The sequence below is a fragment of the Agrobacterium sp. 20P9.1.2 genome, assembly GCF_057799395.1.
This window is the reverse complement of the sequence record NZ_JBYOKI010000005.1, coordinates 1-13,508: the sequence shown is the minus strand read 5'-3', so window position 1 is coordinate 13,508 and position 13,508 is coordinate 1. Positions and strand designations below refer to the sequence as shown.

At 57.2% G+C, this 13,508-nt stretch carries 14 protein-coding genes; 6 read left to right on the top strand and 8 right to left on the bottom strand.

The window, feature by feature from the left end; genetic code table 11:
- Nucleotides 1-7: 7 nt before the first annotated feature.
- Both kdpA and kdpF read right to left on the bottom strand, forming a co-directional pair.
- The gene (kdpA, locus tag AC27VJ_RS15010) at nt 8-1,717 is read right to left on the bottom strand and encodes a potassium-transporting ATPase subunit KdpA (protein ID WP_488684700.1); all 1,710 of its coding nucleotides are present in this window, start codon (nt 1,715-1,717) and stop codon (nt 8-10) included.
- Between the two features lie 17 nt (nt 1,718-1,734).
- Nucleotides 1,735-1,854 (bottom strand): K(+)-transporting ATPase subunit F, encoded by a 120-nt coding sequence (gene kdpF / locus AC27VJ_RS15005; RefSeq protein WP_113089622.1) that lies wholly within the window; start codon nt 1,852-1,854, stop codon nt 1,735-1,737.
- Nucleotides 1,855-2,312: 458 nt separating this feature from the next.
- On the opposite strand from kdpF, the gene AC27VJ_RS15000 reads away from it, so the two are divergent.
- The 5 genes from AC27VJ_RS15000 to AC27VJ_RS14980 all read left to right on the top strand — a co-directional run bounded on the left by AC27VJ_RS15000 (nt 2,313) and on the right by AC27VJ_RS14980 (nt 6,228).
- A complete protein-coding gene (locus tag AC27VJ_RS15000; RefSeq protein ID WP_353579158.1) occupies nt 2,313-2,981 on the top strand; it encodes an amino acid ABC transporter permease in 669 nt (222 codons plus the stop codon).
- Between the two features lie 10 nt (nt 2,982-2,991).
- A complete protein-coding gene (locus AC27VJ_RS14995) occupies nt 2,992-3,642 on the top strand; it encodes an amino acid ABC transporter permease (RefSeq protein ID WP_113089620.1) in 651 nt (216 codons plus the stop codon).
- A gap of 35 nt (nt 3,643-3,677) precedes the next feature.
- Nucleotides 3,678-4,517 carry a transporter substrate-binding domain-containing protein gene (locus AC27VJ_RS14990; RefSeq protein WP_113089619.1) on the top strand — a complete coding sequence of 280 codons (840 nt, stop codon included), beginning with the start codon at nt 3,678-3,680 and terminating at the stop codon, nt 4,515-4,517.
- 13 nt (nt 4,518-4,530) lie between these two features.
- The gene (locus AC27VJ_RS14985; RefSeq protein ID WP_488684699.1) at nt 4,531-5,292 is read left to right on the top strand and encodes an amino acid ABC transporter ATP-binding protein; all 762 of its coding nucleotides are present in this window, start codon (nt 4,531-4,533) and stop codon (nt 5,290-5,292) included.
- 66 nt (nt 5,293-5,358) lie between these two features.
- Complete coding sequence (locus tag AC27VJ_RS14980) at nt 5,359-6,228, top strand: shikimate dehydrogenase (protein ID WP_488684698.1); 870 nt, start codon at nt 5,359-5,361, stop codon at nt 6,226-6,228.
- Between the two features lie 6 nt (nt 6,229-6,234).
- Here AC27VJ_RS14980 and AC27VJ_RS14975 read toward each other — a convergent pair whose 3' ends face one another.
- Nucleotides 6,235-6,930, bottom strand: coding sequence for a TetR/AcrR family transcriptional regulator (locus AC27VJ_RS14975; protein ID WP_488684697.1), 696 nt, complete (start codon nt 6,928-6,930; stop codon nt 6,235-6,237).
- Between the two features lie 121 nt (nt 6,931-7,051).
- Here AC27VJ_RS14975 and AC27VJ_RS14970 point away from each other — a divergent pair, with 121 nt between their 5' ends.
- On the top strand, nt 7,052-8,950 hold the full coding sequence (locus AC27VJ_RS14970) for a bifunctional sugar phosphate isomerase/epimerase/4-hydroxyphenylpyruvate dioxygenase family protein (protein ID WP_488684989.1): 1,899 nt from the start codon (nt 7,052-7,054) through the stop codon (nt 8,948-8,950).
- A 6-nt stretch (nt 8,951-8,956) separates the two neighbouring features.
- On the opposite strand, the gene AC27VJ_RS14965 is transcribed toward AC27VJ_RS14970, so the two are convergent.
- The 5 genes from AC27VJ_RS14965 to AC27VJ_RS14945 form a co-directional block, all read right to left on the bottom strand.
- Nucleotides 8,957-10,225, bottom strand: a complete 1,269-nt coding sequence (locus AC27VJ_RS14965; RefSeq protein WP_488684696.1) for a glucoamylase family protein — start codon at nt 10,223-10,225, stop codon at nt 8,957-8,959.
- A 125-nt stretch (nt 10,226-10,350) separates the two neighbouring features.
- Complete coding sequence (locus AC27VJ_RS14960) at nt 10,351-11,112, bottom strand: ABC transporter ATP-binding protein (RefSeq protein ID WP_488684695.1); 762 nt, start codon at nt 11,110-11,112, stop codon at nt 10,351-10,353.
- Nucleotides 11,109-12,149, bottom strand: a complete 1,041-nt coding sequence (locus AC27VJ_RS14955) for a FecCD family ABC transporter permease (protein ID WP_353579164.1) — start codon at nt 12,147-12,149, stop codon at nt 11,109-11,111. Before AC27VJ_RS14955 ends, AC27VJ_RS14960 begins: the two co-directional genes overlap by 4 nt.
- Nucleotides 12,146-13,132, bottom strand: a complete 987-nt coding sequence (locus AC27VJ_RS14950) for an ABC transporter substrate-binding protein (RefSeq protein WP_488684988.1) — start codon at nt 13,130-13,132, stop codon at nt 12,146-12,148. The genes AC27VJ_RS14955 and AC27VJ_RS14950 overlap by 4 nt, the downstream gene beginning before the upstream one ends.
- A gap of 169 nt (nt 13,133-13,301) precedes the next feature.
- Nucleotides 13,302-13,508: hypothetical protein (locus AC27VJ_RS14945; RefSeq protein WP_488684694.1), on the bottom strand; the 207-nt coding region annotated here is incomplete at its 5' end.

The window sequence follows — 13,508 nt, the reverse complement described above, 5'->3', positions numbered from 1 at the left end:
TTGTCCTTTAGAACGTCTGACCGGCAAGCATCGCGAAATGTTCGACGATGGGGCCAAGGGCCAGAGCCGGGAAATATTGCAACCCGCCGAGAATGATGATGATGCCGATCAGCAGACCAACGAACAGCGGCCCATCCGTCGGGAATGTTCCATTGGAGGCGGGAACGCGGACTTTTGCGGCCAGCGAACCGGCAATGGCCATGACCGGAATGACGTAAGCGAAACGACCGAGCAGCATGGCAAGCCCAAGCGTCGTATTGTACCAGGTGGTATTGCCCGAAAGGCCGCCGAAGGCCGAGCCGTTGTTGCCGGCAGAAGAAGTGTAGGCGTAGAGAATTTCCGAAAGCCCGTGCGGACCCGCCGTGCCGATGCTGGCAACCGCCCCCGGCAGGACTGCCGAGATTGCCGAGAAGCCGAGGATGGCAACGGGCAGGATCAGAACCGCCAGCATGGCGCATTTCATCTCGCGACCTTCGATCTTTTTGCCCAGAAATTCCGGCGTGCGACCGACCATCAGCCCGGCGACGAAGACGGACAGAAGCGAGAAAACGAGCATGCCGTAAAGACCGGAGCCGACACCGCCGGGCAGAATTTCACCCAGCTGGATGAGGAACATCGGCACCAGACCGCCAAGTCCGGTAAAGGAGCCGAGCATGCCATTGACGCCACCATTGGACACGCCAGTGGTTACCGCTGCATAAAGCGCCGTCATGGCCTGACCGAAACGAACTTCCTTGCCTTCCATATTGCCCTGCGCGGCATCGACGCCGAGCGCGGTCAAAATGGTGTTTCCGGAAGATTCCGCCCAATAGATTGTCACGACACCTGCGATCAGCAGGAAGGCCATGGCGGAAAGCAGAACCCAGCCCTGCCGACGATTGCCGACCATCTGGCCGAAGCAGTAAACCAGCGCGGCGGAGACGGCTAACATGGCGTAGATATTGAGGTAGTTGGCAAAGGCAGTCGGATTTTCGAAGGGATGCGCGGCATTGGCATTGAAGAAGCCGCCGCCATTGGTGCCCAGCTGCTTGATGGCCTCCTGGCTGGCAACCGGTCCCAGCGAGATAACCTGCTGAGCGCCTTCCAGCGTGGTTGCGGTGACACTGCTGTCTAGTGTTTGTGGAACGCCGGTCCAGACGAAAACGAGTGCGACGATGATGGCGAGCGGTAGCAGGACGTAAAGCGTCGCACGGGTCATATCGACCCAGAAATTGCCGAGCGTCGTAGCCTGCGAGCGTGCGAAGGCGCGGGTGAAAGCCACGGCAAGGGCTATGCCCACCGCACCGGACAGAAAGTTCTGTACCGACAGGCCGACCATCTGGCTGAAATTGCTCATGGTCGCTTCACCGGCATAGTTCTGCCAGTTAGTGTTGGTGACAAAGCTGACGGCGGTGTTGAAGGCCAAATCCGATGGCACATTTGCAAAGCCTTGCGGATTGAGCGGCAGATAGGCTTGCAGCCGCAGGATGGTATAGAGAAAGAGGAAACTGGCGAGCGAGAAGGCAAGCATGGAAAGCGTATAGGCAAGCCAGCTCTGCTCTTTGTTGGGGCTGGTGCCCGCTGCCAGATATATCCCCTTCTCAACCGGGTTCAGCAATGGGGAGAGGAAGGTGCGCTCACCGGAAAAAACCTTTGCCATGTAGAGGCCGAGAGGTTTGGCGGTGATGAGCACGGCAAGGAAAAGGAGGCTGATCTGCAGCCACCCGAGAATGGTCATGGGGATTCTCCAGACAATCAGAAACGTTCGGGACGCAGCAGCGTCACGACGAGGTAGACGACAAGGGCAGCGGCAACGGCCAGCGCAAATAAAGGCTCGATCACATCACCCTCACAGCCTGTTGAGCGCGCGTGCATAGAGCGCAAAAGCGATCAGCACCGCACTTCCGAGAAGAACGAAAACAAGGTCGGACATTGGTTTCTCCGGTTGGTTCAGGAGAACACCCTAAATCCGGACCGCGTCAGGGTTCGATTGGGAAGATGGGCAGGACACATAAGGAAAACATAAAGGTAGCGACGCCACCGACGCGTGGCGTTTCAAATCGGCAGGCCAAACTCTCATGCGCGAGAAGCCCTTAAAAACCGCTCTCAGCAGTGCTAAAAAACGGTTTCAGATATCCACCACATCGCGCATTTACCGCGCTTGACAGAAATGAACTAACTGGTACAAACATTGTAATTGCTGAAAGTCAAAGCGCGGGAGGCGTAGATTTTCAGTGCAACCGATATAAGGCAGGCGAATTCGCCGGCAATCGGAAGCAGACGAAACGGGATGGGGCAGCGCAAGACAAGCGTTGTCGGAATGGGGAGGATAGATGTCCTATACGCTCGATTTCTCGGCGGTGTACGAACGCCTGCCCGAGTTGTTTTTTGCCAGCCTCGCCACCATCGGGCTTGCAATCGTCGGCATGTTCCTCGCCACGATCATCGGCATTCTCGGCGTCATTGCCCGCAGCTCCGGCTTCAAGCCGCTTCGTGCATTGGTCATCGCCTTTGTGGAAGTCATCCGCAACACGCCGTTTCTGGTGCAAATCTTCTTTATCTTTTTCGCGCTTCCGCAGATCGGTCTGCGCCTCAACCCAACGACCACGGCCATCGTCGCGCTGGCTTTGAATGGCGGGGCCTATGCCATCGAAATCATTCGCGGCGGTGTCGATGCGGTGCCGAAAGGTCAGGTCGAGGCCGGTCTAGCGCTGGGGCTGCGCCGCGCGCAAATCTTCCGCCACATCATTTTGAAACCTGCGCTGCGCGCGGTCTATCCCTCGCTGACCAGCCAGTTCATCATGCTCACGCTGACGACCTCCGTCTGCACATCCATCGCAGCCTATGAGTTGACCTCGGTTGCGCAGCGGATCGAAGCAGAAACCTTCCGGTCGTTTGAGGTCTACTTCTCCATCACGCTTCTTTATCTTGTTATTTCCTCTCTGATGATGGGCATCTTCTCGCTGATTTCGCGCCTTTCCTTCAGCTATCCGGTCAAGTGAGGTAAAAACAATGACATCCATCGGTCCCAACGAATTGTTTTTCCTGATGCAGGGTCTGAAATGGACCATTGCACTGACGATCATCGGCTTTATCGGCGGTGGCGTATTTGGCCTTTGCGTCGCGCTTGCCAGAACGGCTGAGAGCAAGATTGGTCAGCGTGTGACTGCCGGTTACATTGCCGTCTTTCAGGGCACACCACTTCTGATGCAGCTCTTCGTCGTTTATTACGGCGTGGGTCTGGTGGGCCTGAACATCGATGCCTGGATTGCCGTTGCGATTGCCTTCACCCTGCATGCCAGCGCCTTTCTTGGCGAGATCTGGCGCGGCGGCATTCAGGCCGTCTCGAAAGGCCAGACGGAAGCCGCCAAGGCGCTTGGCCTGCACTATGTTTCCCGCATGAAAGACGTCGTACTGCCGCAGGCCTTCAAAATTTCCCTGCCTGCGACCATCGGCTTTCTCGTGCAGCTCATCAAGGGCACGTCGCTTGCTGCCATCGTCGGCTTCGTTGAACTGTCCCGCGCCGGGCAGATCGTTTCCAACCAGACATTCAAGCCACTGACGGTCTTTGCCATCGTCGGCCTGATCTATTTTCTCATCTGCTGGCCGCTCTCGCTATGGGGCGCCGGTGTCGAAAAGCGGATGCAAACGGCATCCCGCTAAATCACTCTCATCAGCTTTGTAAGGAGGAGCAAAAGATGAAATCCAAGAGCATGAAAATGAACCGCCGCGCGTTGCTCGCATTTGCCGCAGCAATCACTGCCCTGCCCTTCGTCGCACCGGTCGATGCATTCGCCGGTACGGTGGCGGAAGCAAAGGCAAAGGGCAAAGTCGTCATCGGTATTCAGGGTGACAATTCCCCTTGGGGCTTCGTCAATTCCTCAGGCGTTCAGGATGGCCTCGACGCCGATATCGGCAAGGCTTTTGCTGATTACCTCGGCGTGAAGGCAGAATTCGTTCCGCTGGCCGTTGCCAACCGCATTCCCGCACTGATGACCGGCAAGGTCGATGTTCTGTTTGCCACCATGGGCATGACGGCAGAACGCGCCAAGACCATTCAGTTCTCCCAGCCCTATGCCGGTAACGTTCTTTCGGTTTATGGTCCAAAAGACAAGAAGATTGCCGGTTACGACGACCTGACGGGCGTTGCTGTCGGCGTGCCGAAGTCCAGCGCGATGGACACCGCCATCACCGCCGGTGCAGGCACCAAGGCCAATATTCTGCGCTTTGACGATGACGCTGCAAACATCCAGGCTTTGATCTCCGGTCAGGTTGAAGCTGTTGGCGGCAACCAGTTCTATGGCGATCGTCTGAATGCCGCAGCCGCTGGCAAATATGAGACCAAGTTCGATCTGACCACGCTTTACAACGGCGCTGGCACCCGTCCGGGCGAAAAGGACTGGAACGAAACGATCAACGCCTTCCTCGTCAAGATCAAGGGCGATGGCGAACTGGCCAAGATCTACAGCAAGTGGATGAAGCGCGAGGTTCCGAAATTCCCGGAATCCCTGCCAGACATTTCGTTCACAGCCAAGTAATCAGGAGGCTACCATGCCGCAAGATACCGCCGCGCAGGTTCCGCTCATCGCTCTTGAAGGGGTGGAGAAGTGTTATGGAGCCTTTCATGCGCTGAAAAATATCAACCTTTCGGTTCGCAAAGGCGAGAAAATCGTTCTTTGCGGGCCGTCCGGTTCGGGGAAGTCGACGCTGATCCGCTGCATCAACCATCTGGAGGAAATCCAGAAGGGTACGATCACCGTCGAGGGAACCAAGCTGACTGATTCCGCCAGTGCCATCGACACGGTGCGCCGGGAAGTCGGCATGGTGTTCCAGAACTTCAACCTGTTTCCGCACAAGACCATTCTGGAAAACTGCACCTTGGCTCCCATGCGGGCCAAGGGTCTTTCCAAGTCCGACGCCGAGAAGACGGCGCGCAAGTATCTGGAGCGCGTTCGCATTCTGGACCAGGCCGACAAATACCCGGCACAGCTTTCCGGTGGACAGCAGCAGCGCGCCGCGATTGCGCGTGCGCTGTGCATGGAACCGAAAGCCATGCTGTTCGACGAGCCGACTTCGGCGCTTGACCCGGAAATGGTCAAGGAAGTGCTGGATACGATGATTGGCCTTGCCCGTGACGGCATGACCATGATCTGCGTGACGCATGAAATGGGCTTTGCCCGACAGGTTGCCGACCGCGTCGTGTTCATGGCATCCGGCGAGATCATAGAGGAAGCCCCACCGGAAGAATTCTTCCGCGACCCCAAACATCAGCGAACACGCACGTTCCTCGGTGAAATCCTCGCCCATCATTGATGGGCGTTTTTTCTCCAAAAATTGCGATGCCTTTCGTCACTCCCGTCCGATGAGTAATGCCCAGCCATGACAGACAAAACATCATTGAAGGTCGGCCTGATCGGTGCCGATATCCAGCTTTCCAAGACACCTGCCATGCACATCAAAGAAGGCGCGGCGCATGGCATCGACTATTCCTATGAGCTGATCGATATACACACCAGACATGTGCCGGAAAGCGCTTTGCCAGAGCTTCTTGATGAGGCCGAAGGAAGGGGTTTTGCGGGCGTCAATGTTACGCACCCATTCAAACAGCAGGTCATTTCCCATCTGCACGAACTGTCGGATGACGCGCGTATGCTGGGTGCCGTCAATACGGTGGTCTTTCAAGATGGAAAGCGCACTGGTCACAATACCGACTGGTACGGTTTTTACGAGAGCTTCAAGCGCGGGCTGCCGAATGCCAAGCGCGACCGCGCGCTGTTGATCGGTGCGGGCGGTGCGGGCGTGGCCGTTGCCCATGCCGCGCTGAAGCTCGAGATCGGCCGTCTCGATGTTTTCGATCAGGACATCAAACGCGCTGAGCAACTGGCGGAAAAGCTGAATGAGCGCTTCGGCGGCATCCGGGCGTTTGCCGTCGATGACCCGGCAGCGTCTCTTCCCCATGCGGATGGTTTGATCCATGCCACACCTGTCGGCATGCCAGCGCATCCCGGCATGCCCGTGCCTGCGGCCTTGCTTGAAAGCCGTCATTGGGTTGCCGATATCGTCTATATGCCGCTGATCACGGCACTGCTCGCCGCAGCTGCCGAGAAGGGTTGCGAGACATTGCCGGGCGGCGGCATGGCGGTGTTTCAAGCCGTCGGTGCGTTCCGGCTGTTTTCCGGCCAGGAGCCTGACCCGGCCCGGATGAGTGCGCATTTCAAGGAACTGTGCGAGCGCGAGGCCATCGCATGACGCGTTTCACGAACCGCCGGTTTTGGTAGCATCCTCATGATCGAACCGAAGCACATAGCGCAACACCATGTCCGCGACATGCTTCGACAAGGCTTCCTGCCCGTCTTCCGTAAACAGGCTGTTGCCGAAAATGAACGAGAAGCTGGCGGCATTCGAGACATTGAAGAAGGACAGCGCACTGATCTGCCAGTGCAGTTCCAGCGCTTCGATACCCGTGCGAAACAGTCCCTGTTTCTGGCCGCGCGCAAGCACGCTTTCCAGCGCCTCGATAGCCGGGCGGTTCAGCTGGCGGATCGTTTCGGACGCCTGCATGTGCCGCCCATGGTGGACGTTCTCGATCATGACCATGCGGATGAAAGCCGGATTCCGGCGATGGTGATCGAAAGTGAAACGACAGAGCTTTTCCAGCGCAGCGCGCGGCTCCATGCCGTCCAGCTCCAGATCGCTTTCACCACCACGAACCTTGGCATAGGCTTCTTCAAGCACCTGTTGATAGAGGCCTTCCTTGTCTCCATAATAGTAATAAATCATGCGCTTGGATGTGCGCGTGCGCGCTGCGATCTCATCGATCCGCGCGCCGGACAGACCGTTTTGCGAAAACTCGTCCATCGCAACCGAGAGAATATCGCGTCGAACGCCTTCAGGGTCGCGCTTTGCCTGGCGCGTGGCGCCCGGCGTGTTCGAAGTCGCGGCTTTTGTCATCGTCCACCCATAATCGGTCAGCCCATCCCAAACTGAAACCGTCTTTATTAACCAATCAGTACATAACACCGGAAAGGAAGGCAATATGGTCATCTCTGGCACGGAGCAGCAAAAGCTGCCAATGCGGACTTCCATCGCAACAGTTTCCATCAGCGGAGAGTTTCCCGAAAAGCTGGCAGCCATTGCCAAGGCAGGCTTCTCGGGCGTTGAAATCTTCGAGAATGATTTTCTGACCTATGATGCCTCCCCCCGCGAGGTTCGCGCCATGGTGCGCGATCACGGACTGGAAATAACGCTCTTCCAGCCGTTCCGGGATTTTGAAGGCATGCCGGATCAGCACCGGCAGCGCGCATTCGAACGGGCCGAGCGCAAGTTCGATATCATGGGTGAACTCGGCACTGATCTCATGCTGATCTGCTCGAATGTTTCACAAATTTCACTCGGCGGCATTGATCGCGCTGCCAATGATTTCCACGAGCTCGGCGAACGTGCCGCCAAACACGGCCTGCGCGTTGGTTACGAGGCTCTTGCCTGGGGCCGCCATATCAGCGACCACCGCGATGCCTGGGAAGTAGTGCGCCGCGCTGATCACAGCAATGTCGGCATTATTCTCGACAGTTTCCACACGCTGTCGCGCAAGATCGATCCGAACTCTATCCGCTCCATTCCCGGCGATAAGATTTTCATCGTGCAATTGGCCGATGCGCCCCTGTTCGACATGGACCTTCTCTATTGGAGCCGCCATTTCCGTAACATGCCGGGCGAAGGCGATCTGCCGGTGGTGGATTTCATGCGCGCGGTTGCCGCAACGGGCTATTCCGGTCCGCTATCCCTTGAGATTTTCAACGACCAGTTCCGTGGCGGCTCCGCCCGCCTGTTGGCGGAAGATGGCCACCGCTCGCTGATCAACCTCATGGACAAGGTGCAGCGTCTGGAGCCTGACATCAAAATCGCGGTTCCGGAAATGCCCAACCCTGTGGAAACGACGAGCGTCGAATTCGTGGAGTTCACGACGGGCGCTACTGAAAAAGCCGGGCTCGAAAGACTGCTTGCCACGCTGGGCTTCAGCAAATCCGCCCGCCACTGCAATCGAGAAGTGGAGCTTTATACGCAAGGCAACATCCGCATTGTCATCAACACGGATAACACGGGCGACAGTTTCGCCGGTGCGTCCTATTCCGTGCACGGCACCAACGCTTATGCCTTCGGCCTCAAGGTCGATGATGCGGCAGCAGCCTTGGAGCGCGCGGCAGCGCTGGGCGCCCCGACCTTCTTCGAGCCGCGCAAAAGCGGTGAGGCATCTATCCCGGCCATTCAAGGTGTTGGCAACGGTGTCATCTACTTCCTCGACAACTCTCCTGCCCTGTCTTCCATCTGGGAGCAGGAATTCGTGCCGCTGGCACCGGAAAACACTGGCAATGCGGGACTAACACGGATCGACCATCTGGCCCAGACCACCCGCTATGACGAGATGCTGACCTGGCTTTTGTTCTACACCTCGATCTTCTCTATGCGCCGCACGCCGATGGTTGATGTGGTGGAGCCCGGCGGGCTCGTGCGAAGTCAGGCCATCGAAAGCCTGCCAAAGCCGGATTTCCGCCTGACCATGAACGGTGCAGACAACCGCAAAACCTTTGCCGGCAAATTCCTGGCGGAAGGTTTCGGTACCAGCATCCAGCACATCGCATTTTCCACCGACGATATTTTTGCGACGGCAAAACAGCTGCATGCCTGCGGCTTTCAGGCACTGCCGATTTCGCGGAACTATTATGACGATCTCGAAGCCCGCTTCGGCCTCGAGCCAGAATTTTCGGATGCGCTGCGCGATTCCAGCATTCTCTATGACCGCGATGACAATGGCGAATATTTCCAGATTTACAGCCAGACCTTCGGCGAAGGTTTCTTCTTCGAAATAGTGGAGCGGCGTGGGCAATATAATGGCTATGGCGCCATGAATGCGCCCTTCCGTATCGGTGCACAAAGGCGCATGGCACGTCCGGAAGGCATGCCGCGGGATTAAGCGGCGTCAGACCTGCTGGCTATCTCGCTTGAATTCAAGCCGATCAAGGCCGCGCTGGACCTCCGGCGCGTTCATGAACAGGGTCCACAAAATGCCGGAGCGATGGTTTTCCATCATCGCGACCACCGGCCCCTGATCGATAGCCAGATGCGTATCGGCAACCCAGCCAGTCGCGGGCGAGAAGGCATCGACAAAGCCATATCGCCCGACGAGCTTTCCGTTCTTGTAGTTGAGAAAGGCGCGCGCGGCTTTCGCCGCCTCTTCCGGTAGAACCGGAAAACTCGATAGAGCGGCGGTGGGCGAGATCACACCATCATCCTGCGTGGGAGAGTGGACCTCATATCCACTGGGTCCATCGCTTGCCGTCATGCCCCAAAAATCTTGATCCGGATATTTGGCGCGGCCATAATCGTAATTGATGCGCGTATGGGCTTTGACCTGTTCTTCGTAATTACAATAGCGGTCCAACAAGCCGCGTGGATCAAGCCCGCAAAAGGAATATTGAGACAAAAACAATGGCCCGCCATAGGGCTCTCCCAGCGGCAGGAAGGTACCAAGATAGGTGTTGCCGTTGATCATCGCCCCGGAGCGCGCCCAGCCCTGATGATAATTGGCAGGTTCTATGAAATGGCTTTCTGCGCCAGCAGCCAGCACATAACAGACCAGCGCCTCGTTCCATCCGCTGACGGCAATGTCGAAACACCAGCGGAATTTCGGGCTCCAGTGCCACCACAACGGACCATCGGTTCTACGCGTGTACCAGCGCCATTCGACACTGGTGATGATATCGTGAACGAGGCTGCGAAACCGCGTTTCTGCCAATGTGGGCCGCGAGAAATATTCGCGCGCGCAAATAAGCCCCTGCAATAGAAAGCTGGTTTCCACCAGATCGCCGCCGTCATCCTTTGGGCCAAACGGAATGACCTCACGCGTTTCCGCGTGAAGAAAATGCGAAAATGCTCCGTGAAACCTTTTGACCCCTCTCAACGTCTGAACCATGGTTGTGACACGCTGGAGCGCCTGATCCCGCGTGATCCACTGCCGCTCGACACCGACAATAATGGCCATGAAGGCAAAGCCGGTGCCCGAAATCGAAGCGATCTCGTTGATGGACGTTCCATCGGAGCGCATACGGTCTCTGGCCAAGCCGGATGCAGGATGACTGCCGAGCCAGAAATACTCGAAGGTTCGCTGGTGGATTTCGTCCAACTCGCTCGAAATCTGTTGATCCCGCAAGCTTTCGCGCCGGTCGGATATGCTGATCTTGGAGTCCAAAATGCTGTCCAGTCTGTTTGGCTGATTGATCCTAGCCGAAAAACGATGGTCAGCGCCATCGTCAGACTGGTTTATTTCTCACGCGCGACGGAATGCCTCGCATCGCCTGCCATGCTTCGCAGCACTCAACCCAGATAATGAATATGCGGTCTGGCATGGTGCGGCGATGTTTCCACGCGCGCATCGACACAGAACACGTCTTTCAGCAGTTCCTGCGTCAAAACTGCTTCCGGTGTGCCGGACGCGACGATCTTGCCATCCTGCAAGACGATCAGCGTGTCGCAGAACATTGCTGCATGGTTGAGATCGTGGAGCGCAATAATGCTTGTGATCGGCAAGCTACAGACGAGGCGCATGAGGCTGATCTGATGCTGGATGTCGAGATGGTTGGTCGGCTCATCCAGAATGAGTTCTTTCGGTGTCTGCGCAAGCGCGCGGGCAATATGCGCCCGCTGCTTTTCACCGCCGGAGAGGTTTTGCCAACGCTCATCGCGCTTGGCCACCATTCCGGCCCGCTCCAGCGCTTCTTCCACCGCGTCGCTATCGGCGCGCGTCCAGCCGGAAAACATGGAGCGATGCGGAAACCGACCCAGCTTCACAACATCCACAACGCGCAGATTAGAGTTCGTCGTCGCGTGCTGTTCGATGAAGGCAACACGCTGGGCGATGGACCGCCGTCCGATTGCGGTGAGGTTTTGGTCTTCAAGCGTAATGATGCCCGAATGCGGCTGTTTCAGCCCGGCGATAAGCCGCAGAAGCGAGGTCTTGCCAGAACCATTCGGTCCCAGCAACCCTAGCATCTTTCCCGGTTCGGCGGCAAAAGACACGCCGTCAAGCACGGTCTTCCGGCCAATCTTCCAAGTGAGGTTATCCGCCCGAATGCTCATGATGACTTCTGGAACCGGTAGAGAATGACGGAGAAGAAGGGCACGCCGACAAGCGCCGTGACCACACCAATCGGCAGCACCTGCTGCGGAACGAGAATGCGTGCGGCAATATCGGCAAGCACCATGAAAATCGCCCCAACCACCGCGCAGGCTGGTAACAGCCGGATATGGAGCGGCCCGACGACGAAACGCGCCGCATGCGGCACAACGAGGCCGACGAAACCAATCGAGCCGACCATGCTGACGATGGTAGCAGTCATCATAGCTGTCAGGGCAAAGAGAAGAATGCGCGCGCGACCGACATTGACGCCAAGCGAGGACGCCGCCTCATCACCGAAAGCAAAGGCATCCAGCACCCGCGCATAGCAAAGGCAGGCGACCAGACAAAAACCGACCACCACCGAAACCAGCATGAATTCCGGCCAACGCACACCGCCAAAACTGCCGAGCAACCAGAACATCACATCACGCGCCTGCTGCGCGTTGCCCGAGGTGGTAACGATGTAAGACGTTGCGGCATTGAAAAGCTGCGACGCCGCAACGCCGGCAAGAATGGTGCGATCAGCCCCGCCCCGCGTTCCATTAGATAACAGTGCGACGAAAAGAAAGGCGGCAAAGGCACCGGCAAACGCGCCAGCCGAAAGGGAAACCGCGCCCGAGCCAATACCGAGAATGACAATCGCAACCGCGCCGGATGAGGCGCCCGCCGAAATGCCGAGCACATAGGGCTCAGCCAGCGGGTTGCGCAGCAGCGACTGCATAATCGCACCAGAAATCGCCAACCCTGCCCCGCAAAAGGCAGCGACCAGCGCGCGGCTGAGACGATAATCCCAGATGACCGTTTCGTGGATGCGGTTTAGTTCCACCGCCGTCCAGCCCAGACGGTTGGTCACGGATGTAAAGGTAGTCGCGAGCGGAATCGGCAGATCGCCGATTCCGACACTGACACCAACCACAAGGCCGATGGCCGCAAGGGAGGCCAAAAGCAGACCGCCCAGAGTGGCCAACCGTTGGAAAGGATGGCGCGTCTCGATCACTTCAACAGGCCGAGTGCCTTGAGCTGTTCAGCAACCTGCTCTGCACCATACAGGGTGCGGACGGTGGGGTTCATTGCCTGGCCGTCCATCACGACGATAGCCTTATTCTTGACGGCAGGCATCTGGCTGACCGCCGGATCGCTGTTCAAGAACTTGATCTTGGCTTCCGGCTTGTCCAGTTCCCAGCGGTTACGGTCGAGGCTCGCCACGACGATGACATCGGGATTGGCAGCGATGATGCCTTCCCAGCCCAGCGTCGGCCATTCCGCTTCAGCGGTGATGGCGTTCTTGCCGCCGAGCAGATCGGCGATGAAGCCGGAAGCTGCATTTTTGCCACCGAGATAGGCGTCAGCGCTGGGCGACTGGCTGGAGAACCAGAAGACATAGGAAAATGTCTTGCCATCCTTGGAAACGCTGGAGCGCAGCGCGGCTTCACGCTTCTTGAAATCGGCAATCAGTGCCTGACCACGATCTGCAACATCGAAAATCTGCGAAAGCTCGTCGATTTCCTTGTAGAGCAAATCCATGTTCCAAAGCTGGTCACGGCTGCCATATTCGTTTTTGACCTTATCAGTGCTGAGGCAGGTGCTGGGCGAAAGATAGGTCGGCACGCCAACTTTCTCGAAATCCTCGCGCTTGGCAACCTTGCTCGTCGGGCCAATCAAAGTCGGCAAAGCCGCAGCCACAAAATCCGGGTTCTGCGCGAGAATGGATTCGAACGTCGGGAACTCGACAGTCAGAAGCTTGACCTTGGCATTGGCTTGCGCCAACTCCGGCAAAACCTTGCTCGGCCAAAACGCCGTGCCAACCATCTTGTCTTCGAGACCAAGCATCAACATGATTTCCGCGCTGTTCTGCCCGAGGCCAACAGCACGCTCAGGAGCCTTCGGAAAAACAACCGTCGCGCCGCAATTTTCAAGCGTCAGCGGATATTGTGTCGGCGTAGCCAAGGCAGGAGCAACGCTCAGGCCGAGAACAGCCATAATACTCGAAATGGTCAAAAAAGGCTTCAAAACGCTCACGGAAAACTTCCAGTTCTGTTGTATCGGCAAAGAGCCATAGAATTGCAGGCGCGGTATATCCGCTCGCCTTTGGAAAAACAAGATAATAACAATCATCTTTTAGCGTTAAACAGGGGGATTGTGTTACGCTTTACAGCACAGGACTGAATGAGGCGGGCGTCTCTGTTTTCCGGATGCTAGCTTGAGGGCGAAGCTTCGGTAGGTTGAGTTCTTGGACTGCGTCTGAGCGTTTCGGATCGCCGCCTTGTGATGTTTCCATATAGTCGGCATTCTGTTTCGCGTCCGAACGCCAGCACTGCCGTTCGTTGTGATTATCTCGGTGATTTTGGGAAGGATT